The organism is Nonomuraea sp. NPDC049725, from assembly GCF_040674795.1.
In the GTDB taxonomy this organism is placed as follows: domain Bacteria; phylum Actinomycetota; class Actinomycetes; order Streptosporangiales; family Streptosporangiaceae; genus Nonomuraea; species Nonomuraea ceibae.
The window spans coordinates 218085-241115 of sequence record NZ_JBFANJ010000004.1 but is presented as its reverse complement, the minus strand read 5'-3'; the positions used below and the strand labels follow the sequence as shown (position 1 = coordinate 241115).

24 protein-coding genes are annotated in these 23031 nt (G+C 71.6%); 12 read left to right on the top strand and 12 right to left on the bottom strand.

Annotated features, from left to right (window positions below):
• From AB0J53_RS12305 to AB0J53_RS12285, 5 genes are all read right to left on the bottom strand, one after another.
• Complete coding sequence (locus AB0J53_RS12305; RefSeq protein ID WP_364171377.1) at positions 1-879, bottom strand: acyltransferase domain-containing protein; 879 nt, start codon at positions 877-879, stop codon at positions 1-3.
• A 33-nt stretch (positions 880-912) separates the two neighbouring features.
• Positions 913-1521, bottom strand: a complete 609-nt coding sequence (locus tag AB0J53_RS12300; protein WP_364171375.1) for a dihydrofolate reductase family protein — start codon at positions 1519-1521, stop codon at positions 913-915.
• Between the two features lie 98 nt (positions 1522-1619).
• On the bottom strand, positions 1620-1967 hold the full coding sequence (locus AB0J53_RS12295; protein WP_364171373.1) for a DoxX family protein: 348 nt from the start codon (positions 1965-1967) through the stop codon (positions 1620-1622).
• Positions 1968-2052: 85 nt separating this feature from the next.
• The gene (locus AB0J53_RS12290) at positions 2053-2781 is read right to left on the bottom strand and encodes a phytanoyl-CoA dioxygenase family protein (protein WP_364171371.1); all 729 of its coding nucleotides are present in this window, start codon (positions 2779-2781) and stop codon (positions 2053-2055) included.
• Positions 2781-3380: a TetR/AcrR family transcriptional regulator gene (locus AB0J53_RS12285; protein ID WP_219509780.1), complete on the bottom strand. Its 600-nt coding sequence runs from the start codon at positions 3378-3380 to the stop codon at positions 2781-2783. Before AB0J53_RS12285 ends, AB0J53_RS12290 begins: the two co-directional genes overlap by 1 nt.
• Before the next feature lie 190 nt (positions 3381-3570).
• Between AB0J53_RS12285 and AB0J53_RS12280 the strand changes: the two genes are divergently transcribed.
• Genes AB0J53_RS12280 through AB0J53_RS12255 form a run of 6 tightly spaced genes read left to right on the top strand, consistent with a single transcriptional unit; the run spans position 3571 to position 9545 of the window.
• Positions 3571-4578 carry a LacI family DNA-binding transcriptional regulator gene (locus AB0J53_RS12280; protein ID WP_357583200.1) on the top strand — a complete coding sequence of 336 codons (1008 nt, stop codon included), beginning with the start codon at positions 3571-3573 and terminating at the stop codon, positions 4576-4578.
• 15 nt (positions 4579-4593) lie between these two features.
• The gene (locus AB0J53_RS12275) at positions 4594-5859 is read left to right on the top strand and encodes a sugar ABC transporter substrate-binding protein (RefSeq protein WP_364171368.1); all 1266 of its coding nucleotides are present in this window, start codon (positions 4594-4596) and stop codon (positions 5857-5859) included.
• Complete coding sequence (locus AB0J53_RS12270; protein ID WP_219501623.1) at positions 5856-6737, top strand: sugar ABC transporter permease; 882 nt, start codon at positions 5856-5858, stop codon at positions 6735-6737. Before AB0J53_RS12275 ends, AB0J53_RS12270 begins: the two co-directional genes overlap by 4 nt.
• The gene (locus AB0J53_RS12265; protein WP_364171365.1) at positions 6737-7543 is read left to right on the top strand and encodes a carbohydrate ABC transporter permease; all 807 of its coding nucleotides are present in this window, start codon (positions 6737-6739) and stop codon (positions 7541-7543) included. Before AB0J53_RS12270 ends, AB0J53_RS12265 begins: the two co-directional genes overlap by 1 nt.
• A 10-nt stretch (positions 7544-7553) precedes the next feature.
• The gene (locus AB0J53_RS12260; protein WP_364171363.1) at positions 7554-8909 is read left to right on the top strand and encodes a sulfatase-like hydrolase/transferase; all 1356 of its coding nucleotides are present in this window, start codon (positions 7554-7556) and stop codon (positions 8907-8909) included.
• A 45-nt stretch (positions 8910-8954) separates the two neighbouring features.
• Complete coding sequence (locus AB0J53_RS12255; RefSeq protein ID WP_364171361.1) at positions 8955-9545, top strand: ATP-binding cassette domain-containing protein; 591 nt, start codon at positions 8955-8957, stop codon at positions 9543-9545.
• 12 nt (positions 9546-9557) lie between these two features.
• On the opposite strand, the gene AB0J53_RS12250 is transcribed toward AB0J53_RS12255, so the two are convergent.
• Both AB0J53_RS12250 and AB0J53_RS12245 read right to left on the bottom strand, forming a co-directional pair.
• Complete coding sequence (locus tag AB0J53_RS12250) at positions 9558-9704, bottom strand: hypothetical protein (RefSeq protein WP_219501617.1); 147 nt, start codon at positions 9702-9704, stop codon at positions 9558-9560.
• A 26-nt stretch (positions 9705-9730) separates the two neighbouring features.
• Positions 9731-11680: a family 10 glycosylhydrolase gene (locus AB0J53_RS12245; protein WP_364171359.1), complete on the bottom strand. Its 1950-nt coding sequence runs from the start codon at positions 11678-11680 to the stop codon at positions 9731-9733.
• 189 nt (positions 11681-11869) lie between these two features.
• Here AB0J53_RS12245 and AB0J53_RS12240 point away from each other — a divergent pair, with 189 nt between their 5' ends.
• The 4 genes from AB0J53_RS12240 to AB0J53_RS12225 all read left to right on the top strand — a co-directional run bounded on the left by AB0J53_RS12240 (position 11870) and on the right by AB0J53_RS12225 (position 16859).
• Positions 11870-13384 carry an N-acetylmuramoyl-L-alanine amidase gene (locus AB0J53_RS12240; RefSeq protein ID WP_364171357.1) on the top strand — a complete coding sequence of 505 codons (1515 nt, stop codon included), beginning with the start codon at positions 11870-11872 and terminating at the stop codon, positions 13382-13384.
• A gap of 96 nt (positions 13385-13480) precedes the next feature.
• A complete protein-coding gene (locus tag AB0J53_RS12235) occupies positions 13481-14983 on the top strand; it encodes a sugar ABC transporter ATP-binding protein (RefSeq protein ID WP_364171355.1) in 1503 nt (500 codons plus the stop codon).
• A complete protein-coding gene (locus AB0J53_RS12230) occupies positions 14973-15935 on the top strand; it encodes an ABC transporter permease (protein ID WP_357583190.1) in 963 nt (320 codons plus the stop codon). Before AB0J53_RS12235 ends, AB0J53_RS12230 begins: the two co-directional genes overlap by 11 nt.
• A gap of 12 nt (positions 15936-15947) precedes the next feature.
• Complete coding sequence (locus tag AB0J53_RS12225; RefSeq protein ID WP_308125639.1) at positions 15948-16859, top strand: D-ribose ABC transporter substrate-binding protein; 912 nt, start codon at positions 15948-15950, stop codon at positions 16857-16859.
• A 6-nt stretch (positions 16860-16865) separates the two neighbouring features.
• Here the strand turns inward: AB0J53_RS12225 and AB0J53_RS12220 are convergent, their stop codons facing one another.
• Genes AB0J53_RS12220 through AB0J53_RS12210 form a run of 3 tightly spaced genes read right to left on the bottom strand, consistent with a single transcriptional unit; the run spans position 16866 to position 19407 of the window.
• Positions 16866-17672 carry a DUF1206 domain-containing protein gene (locus AB0J53_RS12220; RefSeq protein WP_364171352.1) on the bottom strand — a complete coding sequence of 269 codons (807 nt, stop codon included), beginning with the start codon at positions 17670-17672 and terminating at the stop codon, positions 16866-16868.
• 47 nt (positions 17673-17719) lie between these two features.
• A complete protein-coding gene (locus AB0J53_RS12215; RefSeq protein ID WP_364171350.1) occupies positions 17720-18901 on the bottom strand; it encodes a hypothetical protein in 1182 nt (393 codons plus the stop codon).
• Positions 18898-19407 (bottom strand): SigE family RNA polymerase sigma factor, encoded by a 510-nt coding sequence (locus AB0J53_RS12210; RefSeq protein ID WP_364171348.1) that lies wholly within the window; start codon positions 19405-19407, stop codon positions 18898-18900. The genes AB0J53_RS12215 and AB0J53_RS12210 overlap by 4 nt, the downstream gene beginning before the upstream one ends.
• A 234-nt stretch (positions 19408-19641) precedes the next feature.
• Here AB0J53_RS12210 and ctaD point away from each other — a divergent pair, with 234 nt between their 5' ends.
• Complete coding sequence (ctaD, locus tag AB0J53_RS12205) at positions 19642-21216, top strand: cytochrome c oxidase subunit I (protein ID WP_364171988.1); 1575 nt, start codon at positions 19642-19644, stop codon at positions 21214-21216.
• Positions 21217-21290: 74 nt separating this feature from the next.
• Positions 21291-21518, top strand: a complete 228-nt coding sequence (locus AB0J53_RS12200) for a hypothetical protein (RefSeq protein WP_364171346.1) — start codon at positions 21291-21293, stop codon at positions 21516-21518.
• A gap of 338 nt (positions 21519-21856) precedes the next feature.
• On the opposite strand, the gene AB0J53_RS12195 is transcribed toward AB0J53_RS12200, so the two are convergent.
• Entirely contained in the window at positions 21857-22390 is a 534-nt protein-coding gene (locus AB0J53_RS12195; RefSeq protein WP_364171344.1) for a hypothetical protein, read from the bottom strand.
• 68 nt (positions 22391-22458) lie between these two features.
• Positions 22459-22941, bottom strand: coding sequence for a metallophosphoesterase family protein (locus AB0J53_RS12190; protein WP_364171342.1), 483 nt, complete (start codon positions 22939-22941; stop codon positions 22459-22461).
• Positions 22942-23031 lie beyond the last annotated feature (90 nt).

Genomic DNA, 23031 nt, shown 5'->3' with positions numbered 1-23031 from the left:
TCAGCCCGCCAGGGGGGTCCAGCCGGTGGTGGCGTGCCAGGTGTTGCCGGCGCGGAGGTGGTCGCCGACGGCGCGTTCCAGGTTGGTGCGGCGGGGCAGGTCCGGGGCGAGCCGCGCGTCGGCGCCGAAGACGAACGGGACGATGCCGCCGTCGTCGTCCGAGCGGTACGCGGGCCGGAAGCGGCGCTGGAAGCGGATGATGTTGGACTTCTCCGGCAGGTAACCGGCGAGCTGCTCGTCGAGCAGCCACGAGCCGCAGAAGGCGTAGCGCGGCCGCTCCTCGGGGAAGTGACGCGGGAAGAACGCGGCGGCTTCGGCGAAGGCCGCGTCACACGCCTCGGGCGTCATCGGGCCGAGGAAGTCGGGGATGTGCACGGAGAGCGCCGGTTCGCCCGGCTCGCACGGCAGCCCGGCGGCCTTGATCGACTCGGCCAGGCGCTCGTCGAGCGTGGCGCGCTCGAACTGCAGCCGCCCCAGCTCGTAGATCATGCCGCGGAAGTGCAGCATGAGCCAGAACGGCGCGTTGAGCCCGCCGGTGCCGAGCCTCTTGCGGTAGACGGCCATGTTGCGGCCCAGGTCGGCCAGCGTGCGCGAGGAGACGTCGTCCGGGATGCCGCGGGAGCGGTGGTATTCGCGGACGTGCGGCGCGGCGGCCATGAACACGTGCACGTAGAAGTACGGGTCGGGCAGGTCGGGGAAGCGCGGCGGGTCGTCCAGGTCGCCCATGGCCGACACCAGGGTGTGCACGTTGCTTTCCAGCAGCCGCCACGCCTCGGTGCCCGGCCGGGGACGGGCCGCGAGGACGCCGGCCACGTCCTCGTGGGGCACCGTCAGGCGCAGGAGTTCGGGGACCGGGTCGGGCGGGAGGAGGTCTTTCATGTGCCCGAACGCTAGAGGGTGCCGCGCCGCGACTCAAGCCACGGACCCGGTGCGGGGCTTGCCCTCCCACGCGTAGGTCACGTACAGGACTCCGGCGCCCGTGGTGGTGGAGCCGGTGAGCTTCAGCCCGGCCGGCATGGTGCCCGGGGCGAACAGGCGCTTGCCCTCGCCGAGGACGACGGGGAAGACGAGCAGCCGGTACTCGTCGACCAGTTCGGCCCGCTGGAGGGTGTGGATGAGGTCGGTGCTGCCCTGGGTCATGATCTCGCCGTCGGTGGTCCGCTTGAGCTCGGCGACGGTCTCGGCGGCCTCGCCCGCCAGGACCGTCGTGTTGCGCCAGTCGGCGGTCCTGGGCGTGCGGGTGACGACGTACTTGGGCATGCTGTTGATCCGGGCGCCGCCCTCCTCGTCGGGCACGCCGGGCCAGTAGGAGGAGAGGATGTCGTAGGACCTGCGGCCCAGCAGCATGCCGGACGCCTGCTCCAGCTGGTCGCCCATGATCTGGCCGAACACCTCGTCGACGTGCGGGGCCAGCCAGCCGCCGTGGGTGAAGCCGTTGGAGTCGTCCTCGCCCGGCCCGCCGGGGCCCTGCATGACCCCGTCGAGCGACACGAACGCCGACACCACCAGTTTGCTCGCCATGTTCCTGCTCCTTCTCGCTTTCGATGTGCCTTCAGCATCGCGGGGGCCGTTTACGGAATCCTTACGGCTTTCCTTCTCCGCTCCTGAAGGCGCGCCGTTCAGCCGGCGAGGCCGAGCGCCAGGGAGGCGATCACCGGGGCGGCGTAGATCATCGGGAACGGCAGGTGCGAGAACCAGCGGGCGCGGGCCACGGTGACGACGGCGCCGGTGAAGTACAGCACCAGGCCGATCGCCGCCGCGACGCCGACGGCCGGGACGAGCAGCCCGGCGGCCAGGCCGAGCGCGCCCGCCGCCTTGGCCGCGCCGAGCCACGGCCACCAGCCGCGCGGGATGCCGTAGGCGGCCAGCGGCTCCACGACCCACTTGGCGCGCATGAAGACGGAGACGGCCGAGAAGCCGGTGGTGGCGGCGGCCAGCAGGGTGATGATCACGTAGGTGGTGGACATGGGTGACGCTCCTCTGTGTGTTTCTGCCTTCATCACCCCGACCCGCCCCGGCGGGGAGGTGTGACAGAGGGAGGAGAGATTTTTTCTAGGCGAACAGCCGCTCCGGGTGCATGCCGTCGACCAGGCCGGTGTCGGGCGGGTGGACGCTGTAGCCGAGCATGCGGCGGACCCGCCCGGTGAGCTGGCGGGCGACCTCGCGGCCCGGTGAGAGCGTGAACGCCTCGCGGGTGCGCAGCCAGGGCTCGCAGTAGTGGGCGGTGACCGTCAGCCGGGGCGCGGCCAGGTCGGGGAGCGGCGGGCGGGCGTGCCAGAGGGTGCCGAGGAGCAGCACGCACGAGCCGGCCTCGACGGGCAGCGGGACGCCGGAGCCGATCGGGGTGCGGTCGTCGGGCCAGCGGTGGCTGCCCGGCCAGACGGTGATCGCGGCGTCGTCGAGGGGCCACAGGGCGGCCACCGACAGGGCGGGGCGCGGGCGGGGCAGCGGGTAGTGCCGGTCGTCCGGCGCGGGCGGGCGGGCCGGGGCGCCGGGGCGCACCTCGATCACTTCGAGCTGGGACAGCAGGAAGTTCGGCAGCAGGAGGCGGTCCAGGAAGGCGAGGGCCGCCGGGTGGTCGAGCAGGGGGTCGACGGCCCGGGTGTTGGTCAGGACGCCGAAGACCTGCCGGAGGTGGCCGGTGCGGAAGGGGTCGCGGCCGGCGGGGCCGAGCAGCGGGGTGAGGTCGGCGCGGATGCGCCGGCAGGCGGCCGGGGCGAGCACGCCGGGCAGCACGAGGAAGCCGTCGCGGTGCAGCGCGGACAGGGCGCCGGCGGCCATCAGCCGTCCCCTCGCGGGCGGGCGCCGAGCGCGGCGGTGCTGAACTCCCACAGCTCGCGCAGCACCGTCGCCCGCTCGGGCCGGGGGTCCTGGTCGAGGACGACGGTGAAGACGGCGCGCATGCCGCCCACCACGGCCGTGGCCAGCAGCTCGGGGTCGCGGCCCGCGACGACGGCGCCTTCGGCCTGGCCCGCGGCGACGTGTTTGGCGCCGAGCGTGATGACGAGCTTGAAGCAGCGCGCCTCCATGGCCGCCACCTCGGCGTCGCCGACCATGCGGCCGAGGACGACGGGGGCCAGCGGGTCGTCGTAGACGCGGTCGACCCAGGTGGTGAGCTGGGCCCGCCACCGGTCGAGCCAGGTGTCGCCGTCGAAGCTGACCAGGACGGTGTCGGCCACCAGCCGCTCGTAGAAGTCCTCCAGTAGCGCGCTCATCAGGCCGCTGCGGGTGCCGAAGTAGCGGTAAGGCAGGCCGACGCTGAGGCCGGCGCGCCGGGCGACGGCCGCCACCTCGACGTCACCGGTGGCGATGAGCTCGTCGGCAGCGGCTTCGAGCAGGCGGCGGCGGCTGGCGGCGGCGCGTTCGGACAACGGTTCCACGCCTCCATGTTGGTTGAGCTCAACTCAACTTGCAAGATAGGGCCTCCCGCAATGGGCTTTCGTGTGTTAAACGATTAACCACTATGACGCAGCACACACTCGTCGTTCCGGCCGAGCATCACGTCGCTCCACAAAGGGCCCGGATAAAAACCTACTTTACATGCAGGAAATACTATGTTATTCGTATAACATGAGACCTACCGCCAAACAGGTGGCAGAGCTCGCCGGAGTGTCGATCGCCACCGTGTCGTACGTGCTGGGCGGCCGGGACAGGCGGGTGGCCGCCGAGACCAGGCAGCGCGTGATCGACGCCGCCGCCCAGCTCGGCTACACCCCCAACCAGGCCGCCAGGAGCCTGCGGCGGCGGCGCACCCAGCGGGTGTGCCTGGTGCAGTCGTCGTTCGGCGGCGTGCCGACCGACGAGCGGCTGGCCCGCGACCTGCACGAGATGGCCGACGGCCACGGCTACTCGGTCGTCACGCTCACCGTCTACTCCGAGGCGCGCGCCGTCGCGGCGGTCGACGTCCTGCGCGGCGGCATCGCCGACGGCGTGCTGATCCACGCCGTCGGCGACCACCTCACCGAGGACCTGCTGTCATCGGTCGTCGCCACCCGCATGCCGACCGTGGTCATCGGCCAGGAGAACGTGCCTCCGGGCTGCGACGTCGTACGGACGCCGGAGGCCGAGGCGTGCGCCGAGGCGGTCGAGCACCTGATCGCGCAGGGCCGGCGGCGCATCGCGTTCCTGGCCCAGCGCTACGAGCTCTACCGCGAGCGGCCCGCCGGCCGGCTGCTCGGCTACACCACCGCGCTCGACCGGCACGGCGTCGACCCGGCGCGCCGGATCGTGGTGCCCGGCGCGGACGACCGCGTCGGCGCCTACCAGGCGGCCACCGCGCTGCTGCGCGGCCCGGAGCCGCCCGACGCGATCTTCGCGGCCAGCGACCGGGCCGCGATCAGCACGATCTGGGCCGCCAGGGACGCCGGGCTGCGCGTGCCCGACGACGTCGCCGTGGTCGGCGTCGGCAACATCGACGAAGGACTCATCGCCAACCCGCAGCTCAGCACCGTTGGCCCGCTCAGGCACGACTACACCGACGTCGTGCGCCTGCTCTTCGACCGCCTCCAGGCCGACGAGCCACTGCCCGACCGCGAGATCGTCCGCTCCTGGGCGTTCCTGCGCCGGGGCTCTTCCTAGAAGGGAACCGATGAGATGTCCCCCGCCCTCTCCCGCCGCGACCTGCTCCGCCTGGCGTCGGCCGCCGCCGCCGTCCCTCTCCTGAACGCCTGCGCCGGCGCCCCGCCCGTTCCGTCCGCCGAGCCCGGCACGTTCACCGTCTACTGGAACGCCGGCCACGACTACCAGGCCTACCGCAAGGTGATCGCCGAGTTCGAGCAGGCCCACCAGGTCAAGGTCAACTTCCAGAAGTACCAGTGGCCCGACCTGCGCACCCGCCTGCTGGCCGACTTCGCCTCCGGCAGCGTGCCCGACGTGGTCGAGGAGCCCGGCGGCTGGGTCCAGGACTTCGCGATCTCCGGCAACGCCCTGTCGCTGCAGGAGTACGTCGACCGTGACGGCCAGGCGATGGGCTTCCCGTCCGACTGGCGTCCCGTCACCGTCGAGCGGAACTCGTACCAGGGCCAGGTGTACGGCGTGCAGCTCCACCTGACGTGCACGCTGCTGCTCTACAACAAGGGCATGCTGGACGCGGCCGGCGTCGAGCCGCCCACCACCTGGGAGGAGCTGCTGGAGGCGGCCGGAAAGCTCACCAAGGGCGACGTGTACGGCATCGCGCTCAACCAGGACCACGGCTACGCAGGGCCGTGGCTGATGCAGAACGGCGTGCGCTACTACGACCCGGCGACCAAGGGCGTGCTGGTGCCGCACGACGCGGCCGTGGAGGCGATGCGCTTCCAGGCCGAGCTGGTGCACAAGCACAAGGTCGCGCCGGTGCCGGTGTCGGGCACCGACTACTCGGGGCCGCAGAAGCTGTTCTCCGCCAAGCGGGCCGCGATGATCATCACCGGGCCGTGGGACCTGGGGCCGATCAAGCAGACCAGCCCCGACATCGAGGTCGGCTACGCGGCCCCGCTCAAGGGCCGCGAGCAGGCCACGAACGCGGCGGGGACCAGCGTGTTCGTCCCCGCCAAGGCACGCAGGCCCGACCTGTCGTGGGACTTCGTCAAGCGGATCACCGCGCTGGAGGTCGAGCGGGCCGCCACCAAGGAGGTCGGCATGCTGATGCCGCGCCTCTCCTGGGCGGAGCTGCCCGAGGTGCAGGCCGACCCGGGGATCAAGGCGTTCGCCGACGCGCTCGGCATGGCGCGCGACGCCAGCCAGGAGATCCGGCTGACCGGCCAGTTCGGGCGCTTCGACGACGAGCTGAAGAAGATGTACCAGTCGGTGCTCATCCAGAACGAGCCCGCCGACGCGGCCGTCGAGAAGTTCGCCGAGGCGGCCCGGGGTTACCTGAAATGAGCGTGCTCCGCCCGCGTACGCTCTCCGCCCGGTATGCCCGCACCGCCTATCTGTTCCTGCTGCCCGCGATCCTGTTCTTCGCCGCCTTCTTCTACCTGCCGATCGGGAACGTGGTCTCCACGAGCCTGATGACAGGGCCGTCCGCGGACCGGTTCGCCGGGCTGGGCAACTACACCCAGGCGCTGGCCGATCCGGCGGTGCGGCACTCGTTCCTGGTCACCGGCGGGTTCGCGCTGATCGTGGTGGCCGGGTCGATCGTGCTCGGGCTGGGCCTGGCGATGGCGCTGGACCAGCCGCTCAGGGGGCGGGTGGCGTTCCGGGTGATGCTGCTCGTGCCCTACCTGACGTCGGTGGCGATCGTCGGGCTGCTCTGGCGCAACATCCTCGACCCGGAGCTCGGCGTGCTCAACCGGACGCTGGCCGCCCTCGGGCTGCCGGAGCAGCAGTGGCTCAACACCAGCCCGCTGCTGACCATCGCCGCCGTCACGCTGTGGCAGAGCGTCGGCTACACGATGGTGCTGTTCCTGGCCGGGTTGCAGGGCATCCCCGAGACGTTCCACGAGGCGGCGAAGATCGACGGGGCCGACGCGTGGCACCGGTTCTGGCGGATCACGCTGCCGCTGCTCGCGCCGACGACGCTGTTCGTGTCGGTGATGGCGGTGATCTCCGGGCTCCAGGCGTTCGGGCAGGCGTACATCATCACCAACGGCGGGCCGGGCGACGCCACCGACCTGTCGGTGTTCCACATCTTCAACGTCGCCTTCCGGGCCCGCGACTTCGGTTACGCCTCGGCGCAGTCGGTGCTGCTGCTGATCGTGATCGTCGCCTTCACGCTCGTCCAGCTCCGGGCCGGGCGGCGCGGGGAGGTGCAGTACTGATGCGGCGCGCGCTGCTCTACACGCTGCTGACCGTGGCCTCGCTGGTGATGGTGCTGCCGCTGCTCTACATGCTCTCGCTGTCGCTGCAGACCGAGGCCGAGACGCTGTCGGCCGAGGCCGTGGTGTGGCCGGAGTCGCCGCAGTGGGGCAACTACGCCGAGCTGTTCGCCCGGGCGCCGTTCGGCGACTTCATCGTCAACAGCCTGGTCGTGGCCGGCGGGATCACGCTGGCGCACCTGCTGTTCGACCCGCTGGTCGGCTACGTGTTCGCCAAGTTCCGCTTCCCGCTGCGCAACACGCTGTTCGTGGCGTTGCTGGCGACGCTGATGGTGCCGTTCTTCGTGCGGATGATCCCGCTCTACGTGCTGATGGCGCACCTCGGGTGGATCAACACGTACCAGGGGCTGATCACGCCGTTCCTGATGGACGCGTTCGGGATCTTCCTCATGCGGCAGTTCATCCAGCCGATCCCGGACGACCTCATCCACGCCGCGCGCATCGACGGGGCGTCGGAGTTCGCCATCTACCGGCGGATCATCCTGCCGCAGACGCGCCCGGCGCTGGCCGTGCTCGGCCTGTTCACGTTCGTCTTCCAGTGGAACGAGTTCCTGTGGCCGCTGGTGGCGACCACGACGCCCGAGATGCGGACGATCCCCGTCGGGCTCACGCTGTTCAACCAGGAGTACTTCACGCTCTGGCACCTGACGGCCGCGGGCTCGGTGATCCTGTTCGTGCCCATCGCCGTCCTGTTCATCGTCACCCAGCGCTACTTCGTCCGCGGCATCGCGCTGACCGGCCTTCGTTAGGAGCTTCTTCTTGGCACGCCCGAACGTGATCGTGATCCTGACCGACCAGCAGCGGTGGGACACCGTCGGCCCCTTCACCCCCAACCTCGACAGGATGGCCAGGCACGGCACCCAGGCCACGGTGGCGCTCACGCCGCAGCCGGTGTGCGCGCCCGCCCGCGCCGCGCTGCAGACCGGGCGCTACCCGACGACGGTCGGGGTGCACCGCAACGGGCTCACGCTGCCGGCGGAGGAGCGCACGCTGGCCCACCGGTTCGGCGAGGCCGGCTACGCCACCGGGTACATCGGCAAATGGCACCTGGCCCAGGGCGACCCGGTGCCGGAGGACCAGCGCGGCGGCTACCGGAGCTGGCTGGCGGCCAACACGCTGGAGTTCACCTCCGACGCCTACCGGACGATCGTCTACGACGAGGCCGAGGAGCCCGTCTTCCTGCCCGGCTACCGCTCCGACGCGCTGGTGGACGCCGCCGTCCGGTTCGTCGCCGACCACCACGAGGAGCCGTTCTTCCTGTTCCTGTCGTTCCTGGAGCCGCACCACCAGAACGAGGTCGACAACTACCCGGCGCCCGACGGCTACGAGGAGCGCTATCAGGGCCGCTGGCTGCCGCCCGACCTGGCGGCGCTCGGCGGCACCGCGCATCGGCATCTCGGCGGCTACCTCGGCCAGGTCAAACGGCTGGACGAGGGGCTGGGGCGGCTGCTCGACGCGCTGCGCAGCATGGACCTGCTCGACGACACGATCGTGGCCTACACCTCCGACCACGGCAGCCACTTCAAGACGCGCAACGACGAGTACAAGCGGTCCTGCCACGACGCCTCGCTGCGGGTGCCGCTGGCCGTACGCGGTCCGGGCTTCGACGGCGGGGGCGCGATCGCGCGGCCGGTCAGCACCCTCGACCTGCCGCCGACGCTGCTGGAGGCCGCCGGGCTGCCGGTGCCGGGCGACATGCAGGGGCGCTCGTTCCTGCCGCTGCTGCGCGACTCCCGCGCCGAGTGGCCCGGCGAGGTGTTCTTCCAGGTGAGCGAGTCGGAGGTGGGGCGCGGCATCCGCACGTCCCGGTGGAAGTACTACGCGGTGGCCGAGGACGCCGACCCGTGGCACGACGCCGGCTCGCCGCGCTACCGCGAGCAGGCCCTGTACGACCTCGACAGCGACCCGCACGAGCTGGTCAACCTGGCCGGGCTGCGCTCGCACCTGGAGGTGTCGGCGGAGCTGCGCGAGCGGCTGCTGCGCCGGATCGCCGAGGCGGGCGAGGCCGAACCGGTCATCGACCCGGCTCCGGAACGCGACTCCGACGTGCTCGCCGATCCCGTCGTCCGCCTCGGCGGTCCCGCTCCGGCCCGATTCGGCCACCAAGCTCGCTAGGTTGGGGGGACGTGCGTCTGAGGGTTCGTGGGAAGGTGAGCGGTTTTGTCCATCTCTGTGCCCGCTGCCCGGGAGACGTCCCTGCACTTCCCCGCCGGATCGCTGGTGATCCTCACCGGCCTGCCCGGCGCGGGCAAGACCACGCTGCTGCGCCGCCTGTACGGCCTGACCGGGACCGAGAGCGGCCCGGTCACGGCGGGCGGCGCGGCGGTGATCGACTCCATGCAGTCACGCCTGCACTGGGCCGGCGGGCTGCGCTGGGCCCCGAAGCCGGTGCGGACGTTCGTGGTGTTCTGCACGCACCTGTGGCGGATTCGCGCGGCGGTGCGGGCCGGGCGGTCCGTGGTCGCCCACAACCGGGGCTGCGGCGCGTTCGTGCTGCGCGCGTTCGCCTGGATGGGCCGGCGGGGCGGCTTCCACCTGGTGTTGCTGGACGTCACGCCGGAGGTGGCGAAGGCGGGCCAGCACGCCAGGGGCCGCGTCGTGCCGGACCGGACGTTCGCCCGGCACCACCGCCGCTGCCACGCTCTGCTGGCGCGCGCCCGAGCGGGCCGGCCGGCGCCCGCTCACAGCGCCAGAATCCTGGACCGGGCGGAGGCCGACCTGCTGGAGAGCATCCGCTTCGGCCGGCCGTGAGCTGGTGGCTGCTTAGTGGCGGCGGGAGCGGAACCGGTCCAGGAACCGGCGTGCCTTGTGCTGGTTGCGGGGGTCTCGGGCCATCCGTTTGGCCTTCTCGATCGTCTGCCTGCCCTGGGGGCTGCGGAGGTAGGCGCGCACGCGGTCTATGAGGGTCATGCGCGCCCCCTACCCAGAACCGCGGGTCACACGCGGGTTATGCGCACGGCGTCGGCGATGACGTAACCGGGCGCGGAGGTCCAGCGGCTCACCCCCACCACGTTGTACGTGCCCGCGGCCAGCGAGAACGTGCCGAGCACGCGCCAGGCGCCGCCGCCCGAGCGCTGGTCCACGGTGACGGTCTGGTTGCCGCCCGCCGCGGCCACGATGTGCGGCGCGGCGCTGCTGTAGCCGGCGTTGGCCGGGTGCCACACCTCGACGCGGTAGCTGCCCGCGGCGGGGATCGCGGCCCGGAACCAGGCCGGGTCGCTGGCCGAGACCGGGTCGGCGAAGCGGTAGTCGGTGCCGTGGAGCTGCGGGGAGTAGGTGGAGGTGCCCCAGGCGGCGCTCGCGGTGAAGGCGGCGTCGGCGTTGTCGACGGTGACGCTGAAGGTCTCGCCGGAGCCGGTCACGGACCTGCCGGCGCTGGGGGCGCTCTCCTGGTGGGTGCGGGTGAGCGCGGTCGCGTAATAGGTGTAGGCGGTGCCGGGCGCGGCCGTGGTGTCGGTGTAGGCGGTCTTCGTCGTGGTGGCGACCAGGTTGCGGGCGTCGGCGAACGCGCACTCGCCGGCGGCTCCGGTGGTGCGGTAGATCGCGTAGTAGCGGGCGCCGGAGCCCTGGAAGGCCAGCGAGACGCCGTTCGTGACGCGGGTGGCCGAGGTGATCGACGGCGCGGCGGGCGCGGCGGCGGACCCGCGGGCGGGCAGCAGCGCCGGCTTGCCGTAGTGGGCGGCGGCCAGCGTGGAGAACGAGCCGATGCGGTCGGCCCTGACGTCCTTGGCGCTGAAGTACACGTCGCCGGCGACCTCGGGGTGCTGCCGGTTGACGTGCAGGTGGTCGCTCAGCTCGTTGCGGTCCTGCCAGGCGGCGTCCTGGCCGGTGGCGCCCGCGCGGTAGGCGGCCTGGCCGATGACGAGCTGGGTGCCGGTGCCCCGGACGACCTCGGCCCACCAGGCGGTCAGCACCTCGTACGCGGCCGTGCTGAAGCCGATGTGCCAGTAGATCTGCGGCGAGATGTAGTCCACCCAGCCCTGCTTGACCCAGCGGCGGCTGTCGGCGTAGATCGCGTCGTACGACTGGAGTCCGGAGGTGCGCGAGCCGAGCGGGTCGGCGGAGGCGTTGCGCCAGATGCCGAACGGGCTGATGCCGAACGTCACGTGCGGCTTGGCGGCGTGGATGCGCTGGTCGAGCTCGCGTACGAGGAGGTTGACGTTCTCGCGGCGCCAGTCGTGGACGTTCATCCCGCCGCCGTGCTGGGAGTACGCGGCCGAGTCCGGGATGGTCTGGCCGCTGACGGGATAGGGGTAGAAGTAGTCGTCGAGGTGGACGCCGTCGATGTCGTAGCGGCTGACCGCGTCCATGATCACGTCTTCGATGAAGTCGCGGACCTCGGGCAGGCCGGGGTTGTAGTAGAGCTTGCCGCCGTAGGCGAAGCGCCAGGCGGGGTTGCGGCGCGCCGGGTGGGTGGAGATGAGGCGGCTGGGGTCGTCGTGGTTGGCCACGCGGTAGGGGTTGAACCAGGCGTGCAGCTCCAGGTTGCGGGCGTGCGCCTCGGCGACCATGAAGGCGAGCGGGTCGTAGCCGGGGTCGCGTCCCTGGGTGCCGGTGAGCCACTGCGACCACGGTTCGAGGCTGGAGGGCCAGAACGTGTCGGCGGTCGGCCGCACCTGGACGACCACGGCGTTCATCCGGCGCTGTACGGCCAGGTCGAGCCAGGAGCGGAACTCGGCCTGCTGGGCGGCCACGCTCAGTCCGGTGCGGCTGGGCCAGTCGATGTTGGCGACGCTGGAGATCCACATGGCCCTGAGCTGACGCTTGGGCGTGGCGGGGTCGACGGTGCAGGCGGAGGAGGCCGCCGCGGGTGCGGTCGCGGGCGCCACGGCGCCGGCTAAGACGGCCAGCAGGGTCGTCAGGACGAGACGCAGAAGCGTGGTCACGAAGGGAAGTTTCAGCCGACTTCCCGTAGAGCGCAATAGTTTTCACCACATTGGCGGGGGCCCAACCTAGCCCGCCATCCCCTTCGCGCGGGCGGAAAGTTTCCTTTAATACCTAAGTAATGTCAATTATCGACATCTGTCATGGAACGGCCTTACTGTGCGACCGATACCCCCCAACGAGGAGCGCCCATGACTCTCGCCCGAACGCGATTAGTGGCCCTCACGGCCGCGGTCATCACCTCCCTCATGGTCCTCGCAGGTCAGCCGGCCCTGGCCCAGCACACCGCCAACCCCCTGTCCGAAGCCTTCGACCGGGCAGCCGCCGCCCACGACGTCCCCCGGGACCTGCTCGTCGCGCTCGGATACGCCGAAACCCACCTTGACGGCCACAACGGCGAGCCCAGCGCCAGCGGCGGGTACGGCGTGATGCACCTGGTGAGCAACCCCACCAACAAGAGCCTCGAACAGGCCGCCGAACTCACCGGCCAGCCCGTCGCCAAGCTCCGCAAGGACGACGCGGCCAACATCCTCGGCGGCGCCGCCGTGCTCCGCGCCCACGCCGACAAGCTCGGCCTCGACGAGGCCGCCCGCGACGACATCGGCCGCTGGTACCAGGCCGTCGCCGCGTACGGCAACGCCACCTCGCCCGAGCTGTCCCGCCTGTACGCCGACGCCGTCTACGAGAGCCTCGGCCTGGGCCTCCAGGCGCGCGGCGTGACCGTCGCCCCGCAGGAGGTCACCGCCGACCGAGGCGCGCTGGCCGACGCCCGCGACCTGAACGCGCAGGCCACCGTGGCCAGCGCCGACTACCCGCCCGCCGCCTGGGTCGCGGCCAACTCCGGCAACTACACCGCCTCCAGCCGCGAGTCCAGCTACAACATCGACCGGGTGATCATCCACGTCACCCAGGGCTCGTACGCCGGCACCATCTCCTGGTTCCAGAACCCGAGCGCCAACGTCTCGGCCCACTACGTGATCAAGTCCTCCAACGGCGCCGTCACCCAGATGGTCCGCGACAAGGACATCGCCTGGCACGCGGGCAACTGGACGTACAACACCCGGTCCATCGGCATCGAGCACGAGGGCTGGGTCGACGACGCCTCCTGGTTCACCGACGCCATGTACCGCGCCTCGGCCGCCCTGACCAAGCACCTGTGCGACAAGTACGGCATCCCGAAGACCCGTACCGGCATCATCGGCCACAACGAGGTCCCCGGCGCCACGCACACCGACCCGGGCCGGCACTGGAACTGGACCACGTTCATGAACTACGTCAACGGCGGAGGCGGCACTCCGACGTGGACCACGACCGTGGACAACTCCAGCTCCGGCTTCACCGCCAGCGCCAACTGGGGCACCTCGGCCTACTCCAGCCAGCGGCACGGCACCGACTACCGCTTCGCCGAACCGGTCGCCGCCAGCGACCCGGCCTGGTACTCGGCCGCCATCCCGAGCGCCGGCACGTACCGGGTGGAGGTCTGGTATCCCAGCGATCCGGGATACAACAGCTCGGCCCCGTACATCGTGGCCGCGGCGGGCGGCAACCAGACCGTGTACGTCGACCAGAGATCCGGAGGAGGCGCCTGGCGCAGCATCGGCACCTTCTCGCTCAACGCGGGAACGCAGAACGTGGTGGGCGTCAGCAGATGGACGTCCGGCACCGGGCTGGTGATCGCGGACGCGGTCCGCATCTCGCGCGTCTGACTCCTGACGGGAAGTCCCCGGCCCGTGCGCGGGCCGGGGGCTTCACCGCTCCCACCTGCGGGTTTGACGTCGGCGGGGGCGGAAAGGTCCCTCTGGGTGAGCGAGGCGATACTCCGGGCGGAAGGGCTGACCAAGTCCTTCCCCGGCGTGCGCGCGCTGGACGGGGTCGATCTGAGCCTGCGCGCGGGCGAGGTGCACGTGCTGCTCGGCGAGAACGGCGCCGGGAAGAGCACGCTGATCAAGATCCTGTCCGGCGCGTACCGGCCGGACGAGGGCCGCGTGCTGATGGACGGGCGGCCGGTGGAGATCCGCGACGCCGGTGACGCGCGCCGGCTCGGCATCTCGACCATCTACCAGGAGTTCAACCTGGTGCCGGACCTGTCGGTGGCGGAGAACCTGTCGCTGGGCAGGCTGCCGCGCCGGTTCGGGCTCGTCGACACGGCCGCGATGCAGCGCCGGGCCCGCGAGCTGCTTGAGCGCGTGGACGTGCGGGTCGATCCGCGCACGCCGGTCCGCAGGCTGGGCATCGCCCGCATGCAGATGGTGGAGATCGCCAAGGCGCTGTCGCTGGACGCCCGGGTGCTGATCATGGACGAGCCGACGGCGGTGCTCACCACAGGCGAGGTCGGCAAGCTGTTCGCGATCGTCCGGCGGCTGCGCGACGAGGGCGTGGCGATCGTGTTCATCACCCACCACCTGGAGGAGATCGCCGAGATCGGCGACCGGGTGACGGTGCTGCGCGACGGCCGCTCGGTGGCCGAGGTGCCCGCCGACACGCCGCAGGACGAGCTGGTCAGGCTCATGGTGGGCCGGCCGGTCGACCAGCAGTTCCCGCGCCGCCCGGCCGAGCTGGGCGAGCCGCTGCTCAGCGTGCGCGGGCTGACCCGCAGGGGAGCCTTCGACGACGTCTCGTTCGAGGTGCGCGCGGGCGAGGTGGTGGGGCTGGCCGGGCTGGTGGGCGCGGGCCGCACCGAGGTCGCCAGGGCGGTGTTCGGCGCCGACCGCTACGACGCCGGCGAGGTGTTCGTGCGCGGGCGCCGGCTGCCGCCGCACGACGTGCACGCCGCGATGGAGGCCGGGCTCGGGCTGGTGCCGGAGGACCGCAAGGGGCAGGGCCTGGTGCTGGGCGCCGGCATCGGCGAGAACCTGGGGCTGGTCACGCTGCGCGACGCCACCAGGGCCGGGTTCGTGGACCTGAAGGGCCGGCGCACCGCGGCGGCCCGGGTCGCCGAGCAGCTCGGCATCCGCATGACCGGCCTCGACCAGGAGGTCCGCACGCTGTCCGGCGGCAACCAGCAGAAGGTCGTCATCGGCAAGTGGCTCGCCGCCCAGGCGGGCGTGCTCATCCTGGACGAGCCGACACGCGGCGTCGACGTGGCCGCCAAGGTCGAGATCTACCAGCTCGTCAACGCCCTCACCGACTCGGGGCACGCGGTGCTGATGATCTCCAGCGATCTGCCGGAGGTGCTCGGGATGAGCGACCGCATCCTCGTCATGGCGCGCGGCCGGCTCGTCGGCGAGCTGCGCGCCGACGAGGCCACCCAGGACGGCGTGATGGCGCTGGCCGTCGCCGACGTGGCGGGCTCCCGTGCGGAGTAAACAGGGCGGGACCGACAGCCGGTCGTCGGCCTGGCTCGCCGAGAACGGCGCGATCGCCGCGCTGGTCGTGCTCGTCATCGCGCTGTCGCTGCTGTCGTCCGACTTCCTCAGCCTGACGAACCTGCTCAACGTGGGCGTGCAGGCGGCCGTGACCGCCATCCTGGCGTTCGGCTCCACGTTCGTCATCGTCACCGGCGGCATCGACCTGTCGGTCGGCTCGGTCGCGGCGCTGTCGGCGATCACGCTGGCGTGGACGGCCACCGAGGGCGGCCTGCCGTGGCCGGCCGCCGTCGTGCTCTCGCTCGCCACCGGCGTGGCGTGCGGGCTGGTCAACGCCGTCCTGATCGCGTACGGGAAGCTGCCCCCGTTCATCGCCACGCTGGCCATGCTCGGCATCGCCCGCGGCCTGGCCCTGGTCATCTCCCAGGGCAGCCCGATCTCCATGCCGGAGGCGGTCTCCCACCTGGGCGACACCGTCGGCCGGTTCCTGCCGATACCGGTCCTGGTGATGCTCGTCATGGGCGTCGTCGCCGCGATCATCCTCAACCGGACCTTTCCCGGCCGGGCCATGTACGCGATCGGCGGCAACGAGGAGGCCGCCCGGCTGTCCGGGATCAAGGTCAGCCGGATCAAGCTCATCACCTACGCGCTGTCCGGCGCGTTCGCGGCGGTCGCCGGCGTCGTGCTGGCCAGCCGGCTGGCCTCGGCGCAGCCGCAGGCGGCGGCCGGCTACGAGCTCGACGCCATCGCGGCCGTCGTCATCGGCGGCGCGAGCCTGTCGGGCGGCAAGGGCCGGGCGCTCGGCACGCTCGTCGGCGCGCTCATCCTGGCCGTGCTGCGCAACGGGCTCAACCTGCTGTCGGTCTCGGCGTTCTGGCAGCAGGTGGTGATCGGCGTGGTCATCGCGCTGGCCGTCCTCGTCGACACCCTGCGCCGCCGGGGAACGAACTAGAAAGGCACGATCATGCGGATTCCCGCGATAGTCATGGCGCTCGCGCTCGGCCTGGCCGCGTGCGGCGGCGGGGGCGGCGACGGGCTGGAGCTCGGCATGTCCGTCTCGACGCTGAACAACCCGTACTTCGTCCAGCTCCGCGACGGCGCCCAGGAGCAGGCCGACAAGCTCGGCGCGACGCTCACCGTCACCGACGCCCAGAACGACGCCTCCCAGCAGGTGAACCAGGTCCAGAACTTCACCAGCCAGAACATGAAGGCGATCATCCTCAACCCGGTCGACTCCGACGCGGCGGCGCCCGCCGTCACCGCGGCCGAGCGCGTCAACGTGCCGGTGATCGCGGTGGACCGCGGCGTCAACGGCGTCGAGGTGGCGCAGACCGTCGCCTCCGACAACGTGGCCGGCGGCAAGCTGGCCGCCCAGGAGCTCGCCAAGCAGATGGGCGAGCAGGGCCAGGCCGTCGTCCTCCAGGGCACCCCGGGCACCTCCGCCTCCCGCGACCGCGGCCGGGGCTTCGAGGAGGGCATCAAGGCGTTCCCGAACATCCAGGTCGTGGCCCGGCAGCCGGCCGACTTCGACCGGGCCAAGGGCCTGGACGTGATGACGAACCTGCTCCAGTCCCACCCGGACGTCACCGGCGTGTTCGCCGAGAACGACGAGATGGCGCTGGGCGCGATCCGGGCGCTCGGCAGCCGGGCCGGCAAGCAGGTCAAGGTCGTCGGCTTCGACGGCACCCCGCACGGCCTGACCGCGGTCAAGGACGGCACGCTCGCCGCCACCATCGCCCAGCAGCCGAGGCTGCTCGGCCAGCAGGCGGTGGAGGCGGCGGTCAAGCTCGCCAGGGGAGAGCAGGTGGAGAAGACGGTGGCCGTCCCGGTCAAGGTGGCGACCAAGGCGAACGTCGGGGAGTTCGAGACGTCCTGACCCCGGTCAGGTGCGGCGGTAGCGCGACTCGCCGAAGCAGTAGCCGGCGAACAGCATCAGCCCCACGGCCACCAGCACCAGCAGCCACGGCCCGACGGGGGTGTCGGCGAACGCGCGGAGCGTCGCGTCGATGCCGCCCGCCTTGTCCGGGTCGTGGGTGAGGGCCGCCTGGACGACGAAGATCCCGGCCAGCCCGGCGATGGCGCCGCGCGCCAGGTAGCCGGCCACGCCGAGCTTCTCCATCACCGAACGGGTGCGCGGCGACATGCGGCCCAGTTCGAGCTCCTCCCGGAACTTCTTGGTCACGCCCTGCCGGATCCAGTAGACGCCCAGCCCGACGATGCCCAGGCCGATCACGCCGACGAGCAGCTGCCCGGCGGGCAGGTCGAGCAGCTTGCCGGTGACATCCTGCGACTTCTGGTCCTCCGAGGCGGCGCGGCCCACCGTCAGCACGCTCCACAACGTGAAGACGATCAGCGCGTACACGACCGTCTTGCAGGCCGCCTCGGCCCGGTCCAGCGGGCGCAGGTGGCCGAACAGCACCTCGGACGCCTGCCACAGAGCCAGCGCGGCGAAGCCCGCCACCATCACCCACAGCAGCACGGAGCCGAACGGCAGCTCCGCCACCGTGGTGATCGCGCCGCCCTTGTCGGCCTGCTCTCCCCCGCTGCCGAACGCGATCTGGATCGCGAGCACGCCGATCAGGGCGTACAGCACGCCCCGGCAGGCCAGCCCCACACGGGCGAGCCTGTCGAGCGCGGGGGTGTCCGCGGCCCTTCTGGCCGCGGCCCTGGCGTTCTGCGCGGTAGTCAAGGGGTCCTCCTCGGGGGTCGGGGGACCTCCACCTGCCCGCGAACGCGTCATCTAGGCGTGAGCACCCACTGCCAGCCCTCCTCCTCGGCCCGCGCGTCGTGGTCGCCGGTGAGCCGCACCACGTCCCGGCCGTCCACGCTGACCAGGGCGAGAGCGGCGCGGAACTCGTTCTCGCAGGCGCCGGCGCAGGCGAGGGCGAGCGCGTGCCCGTCGTCGGCCCAGGCGAGGAGCTGGAGGACCCGCTGCCGGCCGACGACCGCGCCCGTCCGCCTGTCGGTGATCGAGGTCGGCAGGCCGGGGTCGCCCAGCACCAGCCTGCCGTCCGGTGACACCTTCGACAGCCCGCCCTGGCTGACCAGGTCGGGCGGCGCGGCCTGCGGCGTGCCGTCCGGGCTGTGGTAGAGCCTGCCGGGGCTGGTGCTGATCGGCGCCCAGATCAGCGAGCCGTCGAGGCTCCAGCCCAGGTCCTGGCGCGTGTTGCCGTTGCCGGGCTGCGCGCCTCGCTCCAGCGGCGGCATGGCGTGGAACTCGACCGTGCCCGCGGGCACGTCGGCGATGACGTAGCCGGTGCGGGTGCTGGGAGGAAGCAGCCGGCTGTTCGGCCCGTTCCGCTGCCAGGTGTCCGGGTAGTCGGCGTAGCTCGTCGCCAGCAGCCGCGTGCCGTCGGGCGACCAGGAGAGCGACGCGATGTCCCGGCCCAGGTCGATCCAGGTGATGAACTGCCGCGTCTCCATGTCGAGGATGCCGGCCCGCCGGCCCATCACGTCCCCTTCGAGCACCGCCGCCACCCGCAGGCCCGGCGCCACGTCGAGCCAGGCGTACGACGTCCGCTCGTAGCCGCCGGTACGCGGGTCGTACAGCCACCAGGTGCGCCGCAGCCGCTCCCGGTCGCCGCCGAGCTTCTCCACCCGGTGCGTGGAGTACGCCGAGACCGCCACCCGGCCGGCGGCCACCAGCTTCGTCGGCCGCATGTTGCCCGGGTCGCCGCGCACGTCCGTGGGCGCAGGTGAGGGCCGGGGCGGCAGCGTGACCCCGTCGGCGGGCCGCACGGTCGCCGGCCGGCCCGTCAGCACGACCGCGAACACCGCGACCGCCACCGCGAAGGCCAGCACCGCAGCCGCGACGGCGGGCTTCCTGGAGCGCTTGCGCAGCGCCCGGTCGACCAGGTCGTGCGGCACCCGGGCCTGCCCGGCCCACTCCCGCATCGTCTCCCTCAGCAGCCTGCTCATACGGCGGCCTCCAGTTCCTGTGCGAGCTCCGGGGCGAGCTGCCGCAGCCGGGCCAGCGAGCGGTGCGCGGTGCTCCTGACCGTGCCGACCGAGCAGCCGAGCAGCCGCGCCACCTCGTGGTCCGGCAGGTCCTCGAAGTAGCGCAGCACCAGGACCGCGCGCTGCCGGGCGGTGAGCCTCGCCAGCGCGTCCCGCAGCACCATGCGCAGCTCGCTCTGATGGGTGCGGTCGAGTCCCGGCACGTCGGGCACCGCGTCCCGGACGACCTCGCCGCGCCGCACCGCCGTACGCCACCAGCTGATGTTCTGCCGGTACATGGTCTGCCGGGCGTAGGCCTCCGGCGCCGCCACCCGCCGCCACCGGCCCGCCAGCTTCGCCAGCGCCGCCTGCACCAGGTCCTCCGCCGCGTGCTGGTCCCCGCCGGTGAGCAGGAAGCCGAGCCGCATCAGCGCGGGCGAGCGCGCCGCGACGAACTCGCGGAAGACCGTTTCGTCCTCGGCGTCCACGTCACCTCCCAGAGATCGTCCTTCGTCCCTGAGACGCTCCCGAACGCGCCCCACTATGCCTCTTGTGGGATTTTCGTGGGCCTAGCGTGGCATTACCCCGGGTAGTCACGCACGTACGGCCCGTGTACTAGGGGGAACCAGGTGACGATCCACAAGCCGTCCAGCGGCGAGCCGCTGACCTCGCCGCTCGCCCCGGTCAAGAGCCACCGCACCGGGGCGGTGCTGGTCAGGTGGATGACGACGACGGACCACAAGGTCATCGGGTACCTGTATCTGATCACCTCGTTCGGGTTCTTCCTGGCGGCCGGGGTCATGGCGCTGCTCATCCGGGCCGAGCTCATGCACCCGGGCCTGCAACTGGTGAACACGGTCCAGTACAACCAGCTGTTCACCATGCACGGCGCGATCATGCTGCTGCTGTTCGCCACGCCGCTGTTCGCCGGGTTCGCCAACGTGATCATGCCGTTGCAGATCGGCTCGCCCGACGTGGCCTTCCCCCGGCTGAACATGGTCAGCTACTGGCTGTTCCTGTTCGGCGGGCTGATCGCCGTGGCCGGGTTCTTCACGCCGGGCGGGGCGGCCGACTTCGGCTGGTTCGCCTACACGCCGCTGTCGACGTCGGAGTACACGCCGACCGTCGGCGGCGACTACTGGATCATGGGCCTGGTGCTCAGCGGCCTCGGCACCATCCTCGGGTCGGTGAACTTCTTCACCACCATCGTGTGCATGCGGGCGCCGGGCATGACGATGTTCCGGATGCCGATCTTCACCTGGAACGTGCTGCTGACCAGCATGCTCGTGCTCATGGCGTTCCCGGTGCTGGCCGCCGCGCTGCTGGCGCTGGAGGCCGACCGGCGGCTCGGCACGCACATCTACGACCCGGAGAACGGCGGGCCGATCCTCTGGCAGCACCTGTTCTGGTTCTTCGGCCATCCCGAGGTGTACATCATCGCGCTGCCGTTCTTCGGCATCGTGACCGAGGTGCTGCCCGTGTTCAGCCGCAAGCCGATCTTCGGCTACATCGGGCTGGTGGCCGCGACCATCGCGATCGCCGGGCTGTCGATGACGGTGTGGGCGCACCACATGTTCCCCACCGGGCAGGTGCTGCTGCCGTTCTTCTCGTTCATGACGTTCCTGATCGCGGTGCCGACAGGTGTGAAGTTCTTCAACTGGATCGGCACCATGTGGCGGGGGCATCTGACGTTCGAGACTCCGATGCTGTTCGCGATCGGGTTCCTGGTGACGTTCCTGCTCGGCGGGCTGACCGGCGTCATCCTGGCCTCGCCGCCGCTCGACTTCCACATCAGCGACACGTACTTCGTCGTCGCGCACTTCCACTACGTGGTCTTCGGCACCGTCGTGTTCGCCATGTTCGCCGGGTTCTACTTCTGGTGGCCCAAGATGACCGGCCGGATGCTCAACGACCCGCTCGGCAAGGTCCACTTCTGGATGCTGTTCATCGGCTTCCACACCACGTTCCTCGTGCAGCACTGGCTCGGCATGGCCGGGTTCCCGCGCCGCTACGCCGACTACAGCGCCGTCGACGGGTTCACCGACCTCAACCTCATCTCCTCGCTGGGCGCGTTCCTGCTCGGGCTGTCGACGCTGCCCTTCATCTACAACGTGTGGATCACCGCGCGGCGGGCGCCCCGGGTGACCGTGGACGACCCGTGGGGCTACGGCGGCTCGCTCGAATGGGCGACCTCCTGCCCGCCGCCCCGGCACAACTTCACCTTCATGCCCGCGATCCGCTCCGAACGGCCCGCCTTCGACCTGCACTACCCGCACACCTCCGGGCGCGACGACTGACCCCTACTTTGGTCACCCCGGCCGATACGGATGACCGATCGTCCGCCGGGGCCCGCGTGCCTAGCGTTGCCGGCATGCGGAAAACCATCCAGGTCGTGGGGCTCGTCCTCGCGCTCCAGGGCGCCAGCGGGGCCATCGACCACCTCGCCGTGCAGCCGTTCTTCGGCGTCTTCCTGAACTTCTTCAACCGGGTGATCATCCCCCGGGTCGACTTCCTGACCGGGTACGAGCTCTTCGCCAACCTCGCCCTGGCCGCGATCGGGGTCGTGCTCGTCATCGCGGCCGAGCGCACCCCCGCCTGACCCCCCGCCGCATCAGGTCGGCCGTGTCGGCGTAATCCGTCCAGGTGCCCGCGCCGCATCAGGTCGGCCGTGTCGGCGTGGTCCGTCCAGGTGCCCGCGCCCAGGAACGGTGGCAGCCCGTTCGACGGCAGCGGCGCCGGCGGGTTCGCGGCCGGGGCCGGCCAGCCCGCGCAGCCGAGGTGGTGCCACACGCCTATGTCCAGCAGGTTCGGCGAGAGCCGCCGGCCGATCGCCAGCGCCGCGCGATAGCCGGCGCAGCCCGCGTGACGCAGACCGTGGGCGCAGTGGGTGGCGTTCATGCCCGTGCAGGACGGCACCCCCGAGGCCGCGCCCTGGGGCTACCGGGCGACCGGCGCCCGTTCCGCCAGCACCACCGGCGCCGACAGCACCGAGTGACGCTCACCCTCCCGGCCCGCCAGCACCGACACGAACGCGTGCTTGCCACACTCCGTCGTGCACCCCACCAGCACCGAAAGCTGGAACACCCCCGCCCGCAACGGCTCCGCCCGAACCTCCGCCCGGCCGTACAACGCCTCCCAGCCGCGCAACACCGCGCCCGCCCTGCCGCTCACGTCGATCAGCCACACGGCCTCCTGATCGGCGGGGACGTCCACCTCCATCACGCTCGGCGCCGCCGCCAGCTCACCCAGCGTCACCCCGGACACGGCCACCTCACGCTCCCGCGACTCCTGCCCCGCCAGATAGCGGACACCGTCGACGGTCAACTCCGGCGCAGGCTCCAGCTCGTCACCCCGAGCACGAGCCACCTCACGGGTCACCACCTGCAGGAACCGTACGCGCACGTCCACGGTGTCGGCCGGGCCGGCCTCGATCAGGCACTGGGTCCGCGTCTGCCACGGATGGTCGTCCATCGTCAGCCCCGTCCGATACATCACTGTGTGTAACCGACATACCGCACAACGTTCCCCGGCAAACCCGGTCACGTCACCGCGACGATCTTCGCCTCCACCAGCTCCCCGCCGTCCACCTCCAACACCCCCACCGTCCCGTACGGCTGCCGCCGCCGATCCGTCGGCGACCCGGGATTGAAGATCCGGAACCCACCGGCCGACTCGTCCAACGGAATGTGCGAATGCCCGAACACCACCAGATCCGCCGCCGGGAACCGCCTCCGCATCCGCCCCAGCCTGCCCTTCGCCGGGCCGCTGTCGTGGATCATCCCCACCCGCAACCCGGCCAGCTCCAGCTCCAGCGTCTCCGGCGCCACCACGTCCGGGCCGTCGTTGTTCCCCTTGACCACGTGCACGGGCGCGTACTCGGCCAGCTCGTCAAGCACCGGCCGCACGCACACGTCCCCGGCGTGCAGGATCACCTCCGCGCCGCGCAACTGCTCGGCCACGCGCGGCGGACACGACCGCCAACGCCGCGGACCGTGCGTGTCGGCCAGCACCACCACCCTCATCCCCTGCCCTTACCCCCAACGGCACGGTCCTCGCCCGCGGCGCTCCGCGCTCCCCTGCTCGGGCTCCCTCCAGTGGGGGGCCCAGCCCCC